The following is an 18197-nucleotide window of genomic DNA, read 5'->3' on the forward strand; positions in this document are numbered from 1 at the left end:
AGAAGCTAGAATCATCCCGCCAACTCAGAACGTCATCATGGCTTGGAGCCGAGACTCGATCCATCCTGGGCGTCGCAGCATCTCAAAGGTATCGACCGCGACGGAGACCGGTCCCTCTGGTTCCCAGGTCTGGCGTGATTCCTGGAACGCCTCGAACGTCGGGAAGCCCTCCTGAGCGAGTGAGGCCAGCGCGTGCTCGATCGCAGGCGATCGGTCCGTGCCTGTCCACTCCTCCAAGGGATGTATGACAAGCACCGCCAGATCCCCCTTCTGGTCACGAAGTACAGGAATCCCTCCAACGAGGGAACAGTCCCAGTGCGTGAAGCTGGTGGCGAATCCTCGCGCGAGTCGATGCGCGTACTTGCGATCAATGGATAGATCGAGCTGCTCGCCCCCGAGCATGCGCACCATCTGCTCCGCCAGCCGCCAGTCGAGAAGCGGATGATACCCCGCGTTTCCGTGGTCGCGAAGGCAGTCATAGCACGAGGAGTCACAGGGACTCGGCCCTCCGGCTCGCCCCCCGTGGGTCCGCAGGTCCGCAGCTCCACGTTTCAATGCTTGAAGTAGCCGATCCGGATGATCGCCGAGCCAGGTCGAGTATCCCGCCCCGTTCTCCAAGCTGTCGGCTAGGAAAGCCTCGGCGCTGACATAGCCGTCAGGAGCACGGTGGGGATAGCATCCTGCGGAGAACTCCTTGCCGTCCACGTCGAGTTCTTGCGCGGCCGACTTTCGAAGTAGCGACGCTAAGGACACCCACGCGGCTCGTCCCGCCATCCGTCGCGGGTCGAGCGATATCCCTCTAGGTCTGTCGCTCAAGCCAATCAAAAGGACATCGGTTGGCTTGGATGACGCGAGCGCGATTCGTCGCTCGTCGTGGGGATCCTTGCGGGGTAACCCAAGATCTCGCGCGCGATCGCTGTCGGCTAGTAGATCGGTGTCGATGAGGCCGTCCATTCCAGGCACGCGTCCGAGACGGAAACCTCCGCCATCTCCCGCGTTGACCACGACGACGCGTCCCGATCCGCTGCGCACCTGAGCGGCTTCCTGCGTGCGTGAGTCGATCTCACTCCCGCTGTCGAATGTCAGACGCGCCGCGTTCGCTGGTGGCACGAACTCGAAGGTCCCGTCGTAGTCTTTTGGAGCGTAACTAGTGCGGAACCCTAGGGGCTGGCAAGCGTCTAGGACACGGTAATGCTCGCCATCCGCTGGGGTACCGCAGGCCGGACATGCTGTCTCAGCGGATGGGTCGAGGCTCAAGGAGAGGCACTGCGCGCACATGCTCACCCGGAGCGGTTCCCCCTCCGGGGAGTCCACCGGCCGCCACTGTCTGCCTTGGCGCTCATATCCTGTCAGGCCCACCACGGTGTGGAGCCTCTTGTCCTTGACGACCTCTCCGCCGGGGGCCCACTCGGAGATCGCGATTTCGATGTCCCGGTCGATCGTGTTATCTGGGGTGCGGGAGTTCGACGTGGGCACCTCCTGGTGAAGATAGCGAACACGGGTGGGAAAGCCGAACATCGGGAGCAGCCCGGATTGGGCCAGCGTCTGCGCGAGTGGGTGGTGTGTGAGGGTCGCATCGACGACCCTGTCGATGCGCTCTCCCAGCTCGTGAGCGGCCCACGAGGCCAATTCGATGGATCGGACCTCGGCGTCGTCCTGGCCGTGGAGCAATGCCTTCGCGATCTTGACCGCGGTCTCCTCATGGGTGCGCAGCCACTCCTTGACAGCGTCTGCAACGTTTCCCCAATCACCGACACGGCCGAAACTCCCATGGACATCGCGAGTCGGATCCCAGCCGCGAGGAGGATCGATGGCCCGAAAAGCACGGCGGAGTAGCTCGGCGGCTAGGGACCGCCGTGTGATCTCCGGATGTTTAAGATCCACGTAGGGGCTGGGTGGCGGGTCCCCAGTGATGCGCTCAGGATGCTGAAAGTAGTGGTCATCATGGGTTCGGGTGCCCCGACACAGGGTCAGGGCGATCGAGAGGTGGTCGTGGCGGCGCCCCGCACGGCCGACTCGCTGCTGATAGTTGAATCGTTGCGGCGGCATGTTGGCCATCACCACACTGCGGAGACCGCCGATGTCCACACCGGCCTCCATCGTCGTGGTGACGCTGAGGAGGTCGATGGCGTCGACGCGTTCGATCTCCTGACCACTGAGGAAGACCCCTTGGAACAGGGCCTGTCGATCCTGGGCCTTGTCCTTGTCGGTCTGTCCGGTCAGCTCTTCGCAGTGAAGCCGGAAAGGACGACCCGCCGCACGCGCGAGGAAACCGTAGTAGTCCAGCTCCTCGGCTTTCCCAGTGCGTTCGGTGGATTTTCCCAGTGGCGTATGGCAGAACGCGCATATGCCCGCTGAGGCGTGTAGGTGTCTGCGACTGCACGTGTCGCAACACCATTCGGCATCGGGGGCCGGAACCACGCATATATCCTTGCCTTGGAGGCGGTATGCGTCGTTCTCGACCTCCAATGTCCCTACCACTTCCTCCTTTAGGCTCTCGAATCCGACACCATGGTGTTCCGCTACCGCACTCAGATAGTCGCGCGCCGCGCGGTGTAGAGAAGAGGGCGGATGCTCACGCTGTTCGGGGAATTGACGGCGAATGCCGAGCAGTCGAACGACAGATAGGCACGCCTGCTGGAACGCCTCTGGAGCGAGTACGGAGTTCCTCTGGGGCAACGCGACCTTCGCATGAGCGACCCCGAGCGATTCCAAATCACGTCCACCACCCGCGAACACTGCCCGCTGGACTAACGTGAGGGTACTCTTGTCGATGTCTGATCTAAGCTTTTGGAGGTCCCCACTGAGTTTGTCATGTGATCTTGGTGCGGGAACAACCCCATCCCAGTCGTAGAGTTCGGTCCACCGGCGCCCTTCGGACGAGCGCGCGAGCGAGGGAGCTGGTCCTCCCGGGTTGACACCCAGATACACGGCCTCGCGATCGACCCCGTTCGCGAGTTCGACCAACGTTGGTCCCTCCAGCGATGCTCGGTAGCTCGCCACAGTCGTGAGGGCGTCCTGATCGTCCGGGGCCCCGTTGAGTTGGAAGAGCGCTTGGATGACGTGCGGGGCCTCGTTTGACACCCGCCAGAACGCCTGCCTCGCCTCCTCGTCTTGGTCACCATCGCATGCCCAGCGCCTCGCCGGCTCCACAGGATCATCGATCGCATCGACGCGTCGGATCACCAGTTGCCGGACGAGGTCGTGGTGGTGGGACTCCTCTAACCCGGCGGAGATGCGCGCGGCATCCTGTCGGCTGTCGGAGAACACGACCAGGTTGGTGGTGAGCAACCGGTGCAAGGCGTCCGAGAGTACCTGGTTCGTCTTCGCGAAACCGGTTCCCATTGTTCGGATCGGCGACTGTGATCGTGAGGGGTCCTCGAAGGCACGCCTGTTCGCGAACATCTCGCGGTCTTCCCCGCAGGCTGGACAGATCGTGGGAAGAGCTCCGATCCGAGGGAGGGCCTCGGGAATGCTCGAGCTGATGCGCAGCGCGTACCCATTGACCTCTGGAGAGGGCACACGGGCGGTGGTGACCCGGCCGTTGATGGGATCGAGCCGTGCCTTCTTGAAGCTGAAGGTGTAGATCGGTCGTTTGGCGTCCGGCTGGTTTGCTTTCCCTCCTGTTCGTCTGATCGACGATTCGTCGATATCAGGACGAGTCCCCCGAGTAGGCAGGAATATGTGATAAGAGCCGGCATAGCGCCGTTGGGTCGTCTTGTCGGGAAGTGACTCCAAGTTCGTCATGGTGGACACGAGGTAGCGCTCGTCAGCTTGGGTCCGCGTGCTGGGAGCGCTGAAACCTCCGAGATAGATCTCCCCGCAAGTGTCACAGTAGAGCAGCTCGAGTACGCGGGCGCCACACTCGCATGCGTAGCGCGGATGGCTGTAGATCACACCCACGCGTCGTTCGTCCGACTCCTGAAGCTGCTGGGGCAACTCGGAGCATCGCGAATCGCTGCATGCCCACATTCCGGTGACGTTGCGCAGGAATAGGTGGAGTCGCAGTCGGACGCGGGAGTCCTCAGCGTTATCCAGTAGGCCTACCAGTGTGTCCAGCGACTCCTCCGCCTCACCCTTCTCTAGACCAGGGAGGACGGAGCGCGCTACCTCGGGAAGCGAGCGAGCGCGCAGGCCATCGCCTTCTGGATCCGCGAAGGCGTGTCGCAGAGCGGATTGGACCTCGGAAAGAGGCGGTAGTCTCGGCTCAGTCTCACGAAGTCGTCCCCGCCACTGCAACAGATCGGTGTGACCCTCGGCGGGAGTCTGCTCACCTTGAAGGACTCGGAACCGATCGGAGTCACGGCCGAAGAAGTCGCTGAGGAACTGGCTATCCTCTGGGTCACTGCCGTCGAACGACGCGGAGGTGGCGACGATGGAGAGCTGTGGTGAGTCAGCCCGCAGGCCAAGCCGGTCCAGGAGCTTGCGAAGTAGGTAGGCTACCTCGGCTCCTTGCGTGCCGCGGTACATATGGAGTTCGTCGATGACGAGAGTGAGGACATTCTGATTGGACTCGGCGAGCCAACGCCGAGTGTCCTCGAACATGTCTTCCTCATCCGTGCGCATCAGCATGATGTTGAGCATGCTGTAGTTCGTTATGAGGAGATCCGGTGGCGCGGCGTGCATGTCCCAGCGTGAGCGCATTTCCGCTCCGAACGGGCGCTGTAGGAAGTAGCGAGGGTCGGGATCATCCGTGCCGTTGTCCCGAACGCGCTGGTCCAGCGCAGCGTATCGGCGCTCCAGCTCGCTCATGTCCTTCTTGAGTTCTTCGGACCTTCGCGGGTCGCGGGGGCCAGGGACGGGGGTACGTCCGGTGTAGCGTCCGAAGTAAAAGCGATTCCCGCCACGGTTGGCATCTAGCCAGCTCCGGACCTCGGGGGCGTCAAGGCTGGACCGAAGACGCATGATCTGATCCTCGACGAGCGCGTTCATCGGGTAGAGGAAGATGGCGCGCATTGCGGCGGCCCGTCCCTCTCCCTTACGTTGGGAACGCCATTCCGCTGAATCGCGCCACCAGGCGTTCTCTTCCCCGGTCATACTGCTGGGTTTCCAGGACCGAGACTCTTGGACCAAGCGAGCGAGCACCGGAAGAAGGAACGCCTCCGTCTTCCCGGAGCCAGTTCCCGAGGCGACCACGACGTCCCTCCCACGCAGACTTTGGCGCAATGCCTCAGCTTGGTGGATGTAGGGCCGATGGATCCCGGACATCAGGCCCAGCCCGACCAACTCCGCGAGTTCCGGAATGTCCATGGAATCGCACAGCGCACCGATGTCGTCACCATCGTTGCGGTACTCGGGAAGTAGTTCTAGGAATGGTTCCTGGAACAATACGCCCGGCGTGGCGAACAATCGTCGTATGTCCTCTTGGATCGAGGGATTGCGCAGCGAGTATGCGGTCTCGTAGTAGCGGTTGAGGTATTCGGCGAGCTGCGCGTGGATCTGAAGAGGGGTGATTCCGGTCACGTCTTTCCTCCGCGCGATAGGGATTTCTGGTGCAGAGGCAGGAAACGATCAGTGGAGGTCGAAGGCGTCCTGCTGGAGGGATCCGATGATCTGATCAGCGACCCTTGGCTCGATCGCTGGATGGACCTGATAGGAGTGCTCAGCTCGGTCAGATCGTTCGTACCGAGGCAGCGTGCCGCTACTGAGGATCGCCGCGCGAGCATGCAGGAGTGGGAGAGGGAAGCGAGCGTCGACGCGTAACTCTCGGTGCTCTGGATCGTAGGACACCACACGCCTCCGGCTTCGAAATAGGCCGGCGTATATGACGGCGTGCTTATCAGCGATGAAACTCGTGCCCCGAATGTGATAAGCGTAGCGGCACTTTCCATGACCCTCGTATTGGTAAGCTCCCCACTGTTCTGCCTTGGTTACGGGTTGCCACGGCTCTGGATCCTCCGGGCGAAGGAAATGAGGGTTCTCTCCCGCGGGTCCTGTCACCGGTTGTCCCTCGTCGAGCATCGCCTTGAGGGTCGGCAGCCGTGCCGCGAGCTGCTCAGCGGCACGCGGAGCCCAGCCGATGCCCAAGAACGAGCAGAGTTCCTGCGCGTGTCTCCCCTCAGCGGAGACCATGCGAACAGGTGGACCATTCCTCTGAGGACGCGGGGGATCGGCGGCGATGTCCTTAGCCAGGGCGCGGAGGTGAGGATCCTCTTCCTCAGCAAGGTGGTCGATACGCTCAAGCAGACGTCGTGACCGCGCACCCACGAGCATCATGTGGGCTTCGTCGGACAGAGTGGCGAGCACGGTTGGCGCGACAGACCATCGACGGTATTCCCAATCGACCTCTACGTGTCCCAAGCGCTGGAGCCGGGAGAGCGTCCTGCTCCACTTGCCGGTGCAAGGGGCATACCGTTCGGATAACCAATCGTGCGCGCGGCGGAACGCCTCGAACGTGCCGTTCCCGTACTCGGAGCACCATTCGAGGAGTAGATCCCATGAGGTGGTCTTGACCTCGCTACTCTCGTTGGACAACTCGGGGAGGGAACCCTCCTCTCCCCGAATGCCCGGGGAACGCGGACGGGGAGGGACAGGACTCCGGGAGGGTGGCGAGATCAGCGCACCGCACAACGTCGTGCTCAACGAGTCCTCGGGACCGATGTCCTTGGTCTTGGGAGAGTCATGACGTGTCTCGGTATAGCGGTGTGGACGGAGGGAGAACATTCCATCCTGTCGTAATGGGAGAACGAGCGAAGGAGAGGGAACGGAGTTCCGTTGGCCTCGTGTGACGTTGATGGTGAGGCTCCTTGGCCCAGCCTCGATCGTGTGTGATCCCACCGATTCGATGTGCTCGCTCAAGATCACTCTGCCGCCTGAGCGAGCCTCAGCCACGTTCAATGGTCTCCCTTGGAGAGTGAGACCGACGTTTCCCGAACATGGGGAAACAGGGACGACTAGATCAGGAACGCCGCCGGGGAGATACTCGTTGCTGTGTGGGGTCAGAGGGAGCCCACCCACCAGACGAGCGCCATGGTGACGTGGAGGTGCCAAGGCACCCAGGGAGTCCATGACAGTGTCCTCCGCTTGTTTGGGTATGTACTCGGAGAACCCGACCCATCCCTCGGGGACAGGGACGCGACGAGGGCTTCGGTGCCGCTGCGAGCCGCACTCGCTCATGACACTCTTAGCCTGCTGGGCCAGCTCCTCTCGAACGAGGACCCGGTGCTCGATGCCGACCTCCGCATATGGCACCTCTCGCCACACCCCAAGAAGCTCGTCGGCCTCGAGAACGTAGCAATCTCGTCCTGGCAGTGTGAGTATGTTTCCCGCCACCGATATGGTGAAGGTCTTGCCAGGCGTGATCTCGTCCTGCGAGAACAGTTCCACCCAACCAGTGGTATGTGGGTCCGCCACTCCATCTTCGATGAGTTGGCGTTTGATGTCTTCGCCTACCGAGTCCAGCTGGATGGCGACACCGTCGGGCATGCCGTCATCGGGCCAGGTGAGCCGAAGAGGTGCAGGATTTTGAGAGAACGCTCCCGGCGGCCTCCGGTTGTGGGAGGAGGAAGCGGCGGTGCTGTCTCGTGACGGACTCCTCCCGGAACTCTCTAGCTCACGCTGGATCACCTCGCCTACCAGCAGACGCGTGCTCTTATCAGTCAATGCCCTGCGGAGCCGTTGTGTGATGTGGTGTCTATACGCCCAGACCTCGAACTCTCCGATCAAGCTCTCCGTATCCAGCTTCCGAGAGGCTGGCCCTTGCTCGTGGAGGAAATCGACGATGCGGTCGTGATCGTCCCGGGAGAGGACGGATTGCGATAAAGCCCATCCCACATAGGTGAGAGTGGAGTGGGTGTGCGCGGTGGGTGACCCATAGCGTCCCCCATGATCGTTGAGCCATGTCTCCAGCTCTTCCCAGAGGCGGCGAATGACGACGTCATATCCCTCGGGAATCCCAGTTCCTGGTAATTTCAGGATCCTCCGAAGCGGGCGGTAGAAAGAGTGATTCCCTCGCCCTACCCCGGGAGCGCTGGTCATGCGGGAAGCCGCGAGCACGGTGGCGGCGAGGACTCCGACGAAGGGCGGGTGGCCTGGTCGTCCCTTATCGCGCCATCCCAACGTTCTCTCGAAGATGAGACCGAAGGGGTCGTTCCCATATATGACGGTACGCACCGCGGTCTCGAAGTCGGCCACTGGATCATGGGCGGAGGCATCGATCATGCCAGGAGGGCTGATCTCCCTTAGGAGATCGTCATCGACGAACAAGTAGACTGGCGTATGAGCCGCGGTCTCATTGAAGAAGTGCGTGGTGAGAAGGGCGTTCCAGTCTTCATAGTGCATTTGCTCCCCAAGCCCGGTACGCGTCAGTGAGCAGACGATATCGGACAAGAATGGGTCGTGGCACCACGATTCCTCAATTTGGATGCAATTCGGACTTTGGGTACGCTCAGCCTCAGCTTTCATGTGCTGACCAAATCCCAGTATCCTGAGGCACCCATCGCACGTCCTTGAGAGAGGGGAGCCCATCCTGTCACCCCTAGGAGGTCCGTTCGGTCGGGTGCTCTCGCTGTTCACTGGAGCAGGCGGACTCGATATTGGTCTTGAGCGCGCTGGTCTGTCCACGATCGCCGCATTGGAGACCGACGAGGACGCCAAAGCGGTGCTCAGAGACAATCGGCCGGGATGGAGGCTGGTGGGGGACGGCAACGTCGAGACCGCGGACCGTTGGCTAACGCCACGAGGCCTCGGCTTAGAGGTGGGAGAGCTGGAGGTGCTCGCCGGTGGCCCTCCATGCCAACCATTCTCCAAAGCTGCCCAATGGTCTTCGAGCGCTCGTGGCGGCATGATGGACCGCCGTTCCGCGTGTGTGTACGGTATGCTCTCTCTCTTGGAGACCTTCCTTCCACACGCGCTTTTGATCGAGAACGTCTCGGGCTTCCTCAACGGACGAGGGAGCGCAGGGCCGCTCATCAAGGAGAGGCTTCGCGGCATCAACGCTCGGCATGGAACCCATTATCAGTTGGCGTCCTCCGTTGTGGACGCGGCTGATCACGGGATTCCGCAACACAGACGTCGGGCGATCGCCATCGCCTACCGAGATGACGGGCTGGAGCCCCGTCTGCCAGAGCCCACGCACTCCGACGCCCCAGTCCGTGCTTGGGATGTGCTCGCGGATCTCTCCTCGGATGAGAAGCCCGAGCCTCACGGTCGTTGGGCAGGGCTACTGCCCTCGGTCCCGGAAGGACGCAACTACCTCTACTTGACCGCCCGCGGTGGTGGGGAGGAACTCTTCGGATGGCGTACGCGTTTCTGGTCCTTCCTTCTCAAGCTCGCGAAGGACCGGCCTTCCTGGACACTTCCTGCCTCTCCCGGCCCAAGTACTGGCCCCTTCCACTGGGAGAACAGACCTCTGTCCGTCTGGGAACAGATGCGTCTGCAGAGCTTCCCGGATGAATGGCACATTGACAGGCCCTTCCGGGTAGGGAGGCGACTCGTCGGTAACGCCACCCCGCCGCTTCTAGCCGAGCTACTGGGGCGCTGCCTCGTGCGTGATCTCGGTCTGGGTACTCCCGAGGCCCGATCGAGAACACTGCTGGAGCGACCAACATTGCTGTGGTCTCATCGCACGGATGTCCCACCACCATGCCCCCCTCTCCCCGTTCCAACTGAGTTTCGAGAGCACATTGGTTCACACGAGGCTCATCCTGGGGAGGGCCTTGGTCCTGCCCCGCGCGCGCCTCGCGTGACAGGGGAGACAGCGCGGACTTCCGCCTGATTCCCAAGGGGAGTGATCCTTGTCCAGTGAGTCCCGTCTTGGTTCCCACCACTGGTGCGTATGTGGATTCCCTCCTTCCGCGGCCATGGCTATATACGGGATCATGAGGAGAAACGACCGGCACGTGCCGCACGTGAGGACGGTTTCGCGGTGCCATTGTGGTTGGTGGGACAACTAGCAGGTCTCTCATATGACTAAACGGTATGTTTCCTACTCCGGCCGTTGCCGATGTCTCTCACTCAAGCAAGGGCCGCGGTGAGGGGGCGCCACCGATTTGATTCTTTCATGAAATCCCTGCCTCGGATGCGAATCAGTTTATGTGAAAGAGAATGAAAGTTCCGGGGCCGGATCGAAGGGTTTTTCTCGTTGGTCGTTTGTGTGAAATTTGGGAAAAAGTTCTTTCGTAATCCCTAGTCCTCGACATGGCGGGATGGGAACTATGAGAACTCGTGTTCAACGGGCGGGGTCGATCGCGATCGGCGCCCTGTTCGCCGGAGTCGCGGTAGCGGGCACGCCTGCGGCGTCCATGGCAACGGTCATGCCCCTTTCCGCGGAGTCCGCGGTGAGTGCTCCTAGCGGGCATGTCGGCCCCTTCGATAGCTACGCTGCGTGTGAGTATGTGCGGTCCTCGGACAGCCACAATACGATCGAGTGTTTCTACAGCGGGCGATCACCGGCGCCTTCCGGGGTGGCATTACTACGCGTTCTGAGGTTTTCGGTGACCGGTGCCGTGTCGCGGGAGTGGGTGCGGCACCGGCGGTGCGGGTCCGGGAGGTGTCTCCGGGCCCACGTATTCCGTGTGGGAACTGGCATGTGACCGGGCTCTATTCGGGGCTGGCGGTACTGTCGGTGGTAAAAGCGCCCCGTGACCACTGCGACGGGTTGCCGTCGGCGGCCTGGGGCGCGGGATATGCGGTGTTCTCGGGTGCCTTATTACACCCTTCGTTGCGGGCGAGTTTGGCCTGTCCTCCCTCGGAAGCTGTGGTCTGGTATACGCCCCCGAGCCAGAGCATCGAGCAAGTGTATCGATCCGGTATCGCAACGTGAATCCGAGTGCGAAATTTACCGACGCGTTTTATCACCGCATTGATAAAAGGAAAATGTTTGCCCCTGCTGGGGGTCCGTACCGGTGTCGCGTTTTTCCAGTACAGAAAGGCGAAGAGTTGATACCGCAACATCAGTAACAGGTCCGACCCCTACTCCCCCGCCGAATGTTACCCGTAACCCTCTTGAAAAAGAGGGTCGTTCATTCCATGATTATTCGCACTTAACAGGAAACGTGTCCGCTGGCCGGCCCGAGGTACCGATCCCCCACACGTAGTCGTCGCCACCGTCGCCGGCGCGGGGCCCCGCGGCCGGGCTCCGTAACACGGACACGCCGCTCAAGGAGGAACAGGGATGAGCGAAGAAACGGAAGAGTTTCCTGAGCAGGAGGAGCAGGAACAGGCGCAGAGCCACACGAGCTGGGGCCGCTTCGCGCTGCTGACCGTCCCCGCGCTCGCGGGAGCGGGCGCGCTTCTGCTGGGAGCCGCCAACGGGGCTATGGCGGTGTCCTTCGCGGTCTCGGGGCAGCAGTTCAAAATCTCGGCTGACGAGATGCGCGGTGACGGGGTCGCCATTTACGGGTCCCTCGACGAGGACGTTCGGGAGAACGTGCGTCCCGTGTCCGTCGCGGCCATCGAGGACGCGGAGATCGACAACCTCTGCCAGTCGGTACTGACCGAGTTCCCCATACTCGGGCAGGTGTCACTGCAGTTGTCCGCAGGAACCGAGGGCTCTCCCGTCGAATCCTCGGACCTCTTCATCGACATGACCCAGATGAGCGGTGACACGGAGTTCTCCGAGCTGGAAATCGGCCGGGACGCTTCGACCCTGGACAAAGGACCGGAAGGCGCCCAGGGAATGCAGGACCTGTTCGGCATGCAGGGTGACTCGATCACCGTCAACGACCTGGAACAGACCGCTTGGGCAGCGAACGCCGGAACGTTCCGCCTCTCCGGGCTGGATCTGAACGTCGAACGCGGCGACTCCGAGTGCTTCTGACCTGTGGGCGAGCGTAGCTCCGAACGGAAGAGGCCCAACCGCTCGCCAGGGGCGGTCGAGTGAAGGGAAGCTGATGCGGACTCGACGGGATTCTCTGGTCCGCCGAGGATGGCGCGCCTTCCGTAACTGGCGCCGGCGGCGCCCCTTCTGGGGCGGAGTACTGGCGATGCTGTCCGGGGCCGAGATCGCAGCTCTGCCGCTGGCTCCGGCCTCGGTGATGTTCGTTCAGGGGCCGGCCGGGATCACGTCGGTGCTGATGGGCGTTTTCCTGATCGCTCTCGGCCTGATCACCTGGGCCACCCCCGGCCAGCGCACGATCGCGGGCGTGCTGACCGTGCTCGTGGGCTTGGGAGCTCTCGTCCTGTCGAACCTCGGCGGGTTCGTCATCGGAACCCTGCTGGCACTGCTCGGCGGCGGGTTGATGTTCGCGTGGCAGCCGACGCCGCGTCGGCGGAGGTCACGTCGGGGGAAGCGTCGCGGTACCCCGGAGTCCCGTTCCGATCCGGATCGGGAGGAGAACCCCGCGGAAGAGCCGTCCCCCACGGCCGGAACACTCCCCCAACCTCCCTCGGTGAACCAGGGCTGACGAGGTTTCCCCAGACCTGCGTCTACCGGAGCTCATCCCCCGCCCCGGTCGGCGCAGCCCGAAAACGGGCGGTCCGGACAGCCGGGCCGCCCGCATCTCCCATTTTCCGGAAGGAAACTGACAATGTGGCGCATTCTTCAAGGAGAAACGTCCAGTACCCGTACCCCGCACCGGATAGGCGCGCGGCTTGCGCTGACCACGGCGGGAGCCGCGGGAGCGGTCGCTCTCGCCTCGGGGGCGGCCTTCGCCGCATCCTCGACCACAGTGGAACCGGCGGGTGACTACTTCTCGGCCCACCTCACGAGCTCCGCGGCGTTCACGGTCGGCAGCGTGACCGTGACCTGCGACACATCCGAGACGAACCCCACCGACCCGCTCGGTACCGACGACGCCAACAAGGTTCCGGAGGACAACACCAACCCGGACGGGCCCGTGGTCTCCGCGGTGAACCCGCCGAGTTTCGACAACTGCACGACGAACATGCCGCTTGTCGACGCCGAGGTAACGACCTCGGGCGAATGGACCATCGAGGCGCAGGGCGGCTCGCCCAGCACCGCATCCCTGGTCCTCCCCCAGGGCGGCCTCGTCGTGCAGACCAGCGGACTGGCCTCGTGCGAGGCTGTCGGTGCGCCGGACGGTCCCGCTACAGCGACCGGGGAGTGGACCAACGGCGATCCCGCCGAACTGTCCTTCTCCGACGTCAGCACACCGGTGAACGTGACCGGGGGAACGGGCTGCCCCACCGACTCGGACGAGGCCCTGTTCTCCGCTGACTACGAGGTGAACAACGAGAGCTCGCCGGACACCCCCATAACCATCCAGTAACCGCGATCCCCGCGTGGACGGTCCCCGGCGGCACCGCCGGGGACCGTCCGTAGCAGGAACCGTGGGAGAACGGACGCAACCGGTACGGCTCCCGGCTCGTGTGGAACGGCGGAGGTAGTGTTGGACAGCGAATCCCCCACGTCGCAGTTTCAACACAATCCGCTCGCGGACATGCCGGCCGACCTCGGGGCGCGCCTCCGGGAGGCGCTTGCGCCGACGAGCGACGAGATCGTCGCCGAGATACAGTCGCGTATCCCCGAGTACGCTCGCTCCCGCGACCCCCAGTACCTGCGGGTCACCCGAACTTCTGTGGAACGGGCGTTGAACGCATTCCTCGGCCGGATCGGCGAACCGCACCCCCGCGTCGCCGAACTGCACGCGGAGTTCCGGGCCGTCGGCGCGGGAGAGGCGCACGAGGGACGCAGCCTGGACAGCCTGCAGACGGCGATGCGCAGCGCAGCGGTGATCGCCTGGCGCCGCATCACGATGATGTCCGAAACGCTGGAACTGTCCCGCCAGCAGATCAGTGTCCTGGGGGAGTCGGCGTTCCTGTTCCTCGAGGAGATCGCCGCTGCGGCCACGGAGGGCTACAACCGGGCCAAGGCCAGCGCTCTCGACGAACTGCAGCGCCGCCGCGGACGCCTGCTCAACCTCCTGCTGGCAGACGACTCCCCGAACATCGAGGCGGTGTTCGACCTGGCCAGGGCCGCCGAGTGGCGGGTTCCCAGCCGCATATCCGTCGCGGTGCTGCACAACACGGATCCGGACTCCGCGGCGGCTCCCATGCTTCCTCCCGACACACTCACCGATTTCAACCGGGCGGATCCGTGTGTCGTGGTGCCCGATCCGGACGGTCCCGGACGGTTGCGTTCCCTCGAGCTCGCGTTGCGGGACTGGCGGGCCGCCCTGGGGCCGACGGTAAGCATCACCGAGGGGGCTGCCTCGCTCTCGCGCGCCCGCGACACCCTCGAACTGATGCGGTCGGGCACGATCGGCGGTACCGGGGTCGTACGGTGGTCCGATCATCTGGTGCCGGTGATGCTGTGCAGCGACGCCGAGCTGGTGCGGGCGATGGCGCGCAACCGCCTGGCGCCGTTGTACGAACTCCGGCCTGTCCAGCGGGACCGCATGGCCGACACGTTGCTCGTCTGGCTGCAGGTCGGTTTCAACGCCAACGAGGTGGCGCAGCGACTGCACGTCCACCCGCAGACGGTGCGCTACCGGCTGCGCCGTCTGGAACAACTCTTCGGAGAGTGGCTACGGGACCCCGACCACAGGTTCGAGTTGGAACTGGTGCTGCGGGCGCGCCGGCTCCTGCCGCAGCTCGGCGAGACGCCGGGGCAGGAGCCGGGAGCGGAACGGGACCCCACCTGACATCCCCGTAGATCCTCCGGAACCGCGAGCCTGTGTGCCGTAGCGGATTCCCGTCTTCGGGGGGTGACGTGGGACGGACCGTGCCCCGCTCGGACCGCGTGGCCCCGTGGACGCCGTTCCTGTCCGGGGGGTCCGTGGCGGATACTGGCAGCGGCCGGTCGCCTCGGGGAACCTGTGAGGACACTCATGCTGATTCTGCGTTCTGTCGTGCTGTTCGCGGTAGCCGCCCTGTTCGAGATCGGGGGCGCGTGGCTGGTGTGGCAGGGGGTCCGGGAGCATCGGGGACTGTTGTGGGTCGGACTGGGGGTGCTCGCGTTGGGGCTGTACGGGTTCGTGGCGACACTGCAACCCGACCCCCACTTCGGGCGGATCCTCGCCGCCTACGGGGGTGTTTTCGTCGCGGGTTCACTCATCTGGGGTGTGGTGATGGACGGGTATCGCCCCGACCGGTTCGACATTGTCGGTGCCGTGGTGTGTCTGCTCGGTGTCGCGGTCATCATGTACGCCCCGCGGGGCGGGTAGGGCGACGCCTCGCGTCCGCGCGCGGGGAACAAGGGGAAACAACAGGGACGAGAGTTCCGTGTTGTCACGGCGCTGGCGGGTGGCCCTGGAACGTGCTGTTCAGTATCGCGGTGTACACCGCTCGCGCGGTACGCGCTCCCCAGCGGGACCGTGGACCGCCGAAAGGTTCCGGGGACTGTCGAGCGGTGGTGGAACGGGGGAGCGCGCTGGCCACGCAGAGAGCGTCGGACGCGGTTCCCGTCCCGGGGTAACCCGCCTCGAGAACGGCCTGGACCTTGGCTTCCGTCGCTGTCGCCACGGTGTTGACGAGGGCCGAGTCGGACAGGAGCGCCGGAAGCGCCACCACGATGTTGATGGTGCCGGGCCGGTACCCGTACGAGGGGCTACCGAGACGGGCCTCGTCCAGCTCGGTTCTGTCCGCTGCCCAGATGGGGCGTCCTATCCCCACCGTCGCGATCGCCTCGACCCCTCCGTCGGAGGCGAAACCGAACGCGGTCACGTCGGCGGCGGTCATCATGCCGACCCCGTCGCCCGTCCCACCGGCGTCGGTGGCGATCTCGTTCAGGTGGTTGTGCGGGTCCATCCGCTGGTAGCCGTCGGCGACCTGGGCGTTGAGCACGAACGAACGGGGGCCGATACCTCCGCCGAGTACGCTGGAGGCTGCCATCCGCCAGCCGGGTCCCGCCTCCCAGAACAGAGAGGTGAGAGAGGCTCCCCCTTCCATGCGGTGGTGCACCACCGGAGTGAGGAGGGACCCGCCAACGGGTGTGTCGGGGAGTGCGCCGCACCGCGTCGGGTACTCGTCGGACTGGCTGATGCGCATCAGGGCACTCTAATGGCTCCTGGGCACGAAGCCGCGAGGCGGGTGGGTGGGCGGCCTTCGGGAACTGACAGGAAGAATCCCCGGTGTTGTGGTGTTAGTCTGGGGAAAAGCTTCCGTTTCCTCCCGTTCTGAACGGGAGGCGTGGTCTGTGCCTTATGTCACTGAGGGCAGATTTGGTGCAGCGGTCGATGGAAGCTACAGTGGGTTGGGTCGCTTTGGGCCGGGATGCTGGCCGGGCGGCCGTTCGTTTCCCGCAGTGTTCGTGGGAAGCGGGAATTCAGGCGCTACTTTCCTCCGCAGAACCGCACGGATGTGTGCATGGTTCAGGGGAAAACGGTGCTAGAATTCAGAAAAGCTGCACAGCCACACGGTGGCGGAATTGCGGGCCGGACGGTGTTCGCCACACCGATTTGGCCGGGATACGCACCGGGTGGTACTGTGGAGAACACAGAAAAACGTTAAAAACTCCGTTTTCCCGGAAGAGCCCGTTGGGGTTTGTGTGGGTTGGACGGTTGTTTCTTGAGAACTCAACAGCGCGTTTGTTTGTCTTGTGCTTCGATAGTTTTGGCCCCTGGCCCACACGTGGTGTGGGCGGGTTTTAGTGAATGGTCATGACCACCCGGTTGGGTGGTTGGCCGGGATCTCGGCCATCTGGGTTTTCCCCTGCACGGTGTGTGGGGGTGTTGGACCTGAATGGAGAGTTTGATCCTGGCTCAGGACGAACGCTGGCGGCGTGCTTAACACATGCAAGTCGAGCGCGCCATCCTGCTTTCGGGTGGGGTGGTGAGCGGCGAACGGGTGAGTAACACGTGAGTAACCTGCCCCTGACTCTGGGATAAGCCGGGGAAACCCGGTCTAATACCGGATATGACCACTGCCCGCATGGGTTGGTGGTGGAAAGGTGTCTTTCTGGTTGGGGATGGGCTCGCGGCCTATCAGCTTGTTGGTGGGGTGAGGGCCTACCAAGGCGATTACGGGTAGCCGGCCTGAGAGGGCGGTCGGCCACACTGGGACTGAGACACGGCCCAGACTCCTACGGGAGGCAGCAGTGGGGAATCTTGCGCAATGGGCGAAAGCCTGACGCAGCGACGCCGCGTGGGGGATGACGGCCTTTGGGTTGTAAACCTCTTTTACCACTGAAGCAGGCCATGCACGTGGTGTGTGGTTGACGGTAGGTGGGGAATAAGGACCGGCTAACTACGTGCCAGCAGCCGCGGTAATACGTAGGGTCCGAGCGTTGTCCGGAATTATTGGGCGTAAAGAGCTCGTAGGCGGCGTGTCGCGTCTGCTGTGAAAGTCCGGGGCTTAACTCCGGTTTGGCAGTGGATACGGGCATGCTTGAGGCAGGTAGGGGAGACTGGAATTCCTGGTGTAGCGGTGAAATGCGCAGATATCAGGAGGAACACCGGTGGCGAAGGCGGGTCTCTGGGCCTGACCTGACGCTGAGGAGCGAAAGCGTGGGTAGCGAACAGGATTAGATACCCTGGTAGTCCATGCTGTAAACGTTGGGCGCTAGGTGTGGGGACTTTCCACGGTTTCCGTGCCGTAGCTAACGCATTAAGCGCCCCGCCTGGGGAGTACGGCCGCAAGGCTAAAACTCAAAGGAATTGACGGGGGCCCGCACAAGCGGCGGAGCATGTTGCTTAATTCGACGCAACGCGAAGAACCTTACCAAGGTTTGACATCGCCGGTAATCCATCAGAGATGGTGGGTCCTTTTGGGGATCGGTGACAGGTGGTGCATGGCTGTCGTCAGCTCGTGTCGTGAGATGTTGGGTTAAGTCCCGCAACGAGCGCAACCCTTGTTCCATGTTGCCAGCACGTGGTGGTGGGGACTCATGGGAGACTGCCGGGGTCAACTCGGAGGAAGGTGGGGACGACGTCAAGTCATCATGCCCCTGATGCCTTGGGCTGCAAACATGCTACAATGGCCGGTACAGTGGGCGTGCGATACCGTGAGGTGGAGCGAATCCCATAAAGCCGGTCTCAGTTCGGATTGGGGTCTGCAACTCGACCCTATGAAGGTGGAGTCGCTAGTAATCGCGGATCAGCAATGCCGCGGTGAATACGTTCCCGGGCCTTGTACACACCGCCCGTCACGTCATGAAAGTCGGCAACACCCGAAACGTGTGGCCCAACCACGGTTGTGGGGGGAGTGCGTGAAGGTGGGGCTGGCGATTGGGACGAAGTCGTAACAAGGTAGCCGTACCGGAAGGTGCGGCTGGATCACCTCCTTTCTAAGGAGCTGGTGCCTGCCCCGTGGTGTTTTTGTTGTTGTTGTTTGGGGTGGGTGGCTCAGTGTTTTGTGGA

10 protein-coding genes and 1 rRNA gene are annotated in these 18197 nt (G+C 63.2%); 7 read left to right on the forward strand and 4 right to left on the reverse strand.

Annotated elements, in window-relative coordinates; genetic code table 11:
• Positions 1-24: 24 nt before the first annotated feature.
• Both FHX37_RS19300 and FHX37_RS19305 read right to left on the reverse strand, forming a co-directional pair.
• Positions 25-5463 (reverse strand): DEAD/DEAH box helicase, encoded by a 5439-nt coding sequence (locus FHX37_RS19300; protein ID WP_141925629.1) that lies wholly within the window; start codon positions 5461-5463, stop codon positions 25-27.
• Between the two features lie 48 nt (positions 5464-5511).
• The gene (locus FHX37_RS19305) at positions 5512-8280 is read right to left on the reverse strand and encodes a hypothetical protein (protein ID WP_141925630.1); all 2769 of its coding nucleotides are present in this window, start codon (positions 8278-8280) and stop codon (positions 5512-5514) included.
• Positions 8281-8497: 217 nt separating this feature from the next.
• On the opposite strand from FHX37_RS19305, the gene FHX37_RS24165 reads away from it, so the two are divergent.
• The gene (locus FHX37_RS24165) at positions 8498-9715 is read left to right on the forward strand and encodes a DNA cytosine methyltransferase (protein WP_141925631.1); all 1218 of its coding nucleotides are present in this window, start codon (positions 8498-8500) and stop codon (positions 9713-9715) included.
• 824 nt (positions 9716-10539) lie between these two features.
• Here the strand turns inward: FHX37_RS24165 and FHX37_RS19315 are convergent.
• The gene (locus tag FHX37_RS19315; protein ID WP_141925632.1) at positions 10540-10728 is read right to left on the reverse strand and encodes a hypothetical protein; all 189 of its coding nucleotides are present in this window, start codon (positions 10726-10728) and stop codon (positions 10540-10542) included.
• Between the two features lie 385 nt (positions 10729-11113).
• Here FHX37_RS19315 and FHX37_RS19320 point away from each other — a divergent pair, with 385 nt between their 5' ends.
• The 5 genes from FHX37_RS19320 to FHX37_RS19340 all read left to right on the forward strand — a co-directional run bounded on the left by FHX37_RS19320 (position 11114) and on the right by FHX37_RS19340 (position 15065).
• On the forward strand, positions 11114-11758 hold the full coding sequence (locus FHX37_RS19320) for a DUF6230 family protein (RefSeq protein WP_141925633.1): 645 nt from the start codon (positions 11114-11116) through the stop codon (positions 11756-11758).
• Between the two features lie 73 nt (positions 11759-11831).
• Complete coding sequence (locus tag FHX37_RS19325; protein ID WP_211351962.1) at positions 11832-12344, forward strand: DUF6114 domain-containing protein; 513 nt, start codon at positions 11832-11834, stop codon at positions 12342-12344.
• A gap of 123 nt (positions 12345-12467) precedes the next feature.
• Complete coding sequence (locus FHX37_RS19330) at positions 12468-13169, forward strand: hypothetical protein (RefSeq protein WP_246062444.1); 702 nt, start codon at positions 12468-12470, stop codon at positions 13167-13169.
• A 171-nt stretch (positions 13170-13340) separates the two neighbouring features.
• Positions 13341-14543 (forward strand): PucR family transcriptional regulator, encoded by a 1203-nt coding sequence (locus FHX37_RS19335; RefSeq protein WP_141925634.1) that lies wholly within the window; start codon positions 13341-13343, stop codon positions 14541-14543.
• Positions 14544-14729: 186 nt separating this feature from the next.
• Positions 14730-15065: a YnfA family protein gene (locus FHX37_RS19340; protein ID WP_141925635.1), complete on the forward strand. Its 336-nt coding sequence runs from the start codon at positions 14730-14732 to the stop codon at positions 15063-15065.
• Between the two features lie 64 nt (positions 15066-15129).
• Here FHX37_RS19340 and FHX37_RS19345 read toward each other — a convergent pair whose 3' ends face one another.
• Positions 15130-15789, reverse strand: a complete 660-nt coding sequence (locus tag FHX37_RS19345; RefSeq protein WP_246062473.1) for an adenosylcobinamide amidohydrolase — start codon at positions 15787-15789, stop codon at positions 15130-15132.
• A 789-nt stretch (positions 15790-16578) separates the two neighbouring features.
• Between FHX37_RS19345 and FHX37_RS19350 the strand changes: the two genes are divergently transcribed.
• A 16S ribosomal RNA gene (locus FHX37_RS19350) occupies positions 16579-18124 on the forward strand.
• Positions 18125-18197: the final 73 nt, after the last annotated feature.

Source organism: Haloactinospora alba (assembly GCF_006717075.1).
GTDB lineage: Bacteria > Actinomycetota > Actinomycetes > Streptosporangiales > Streptosporangiaceae > Haloactinospora > Haloactinospora alba.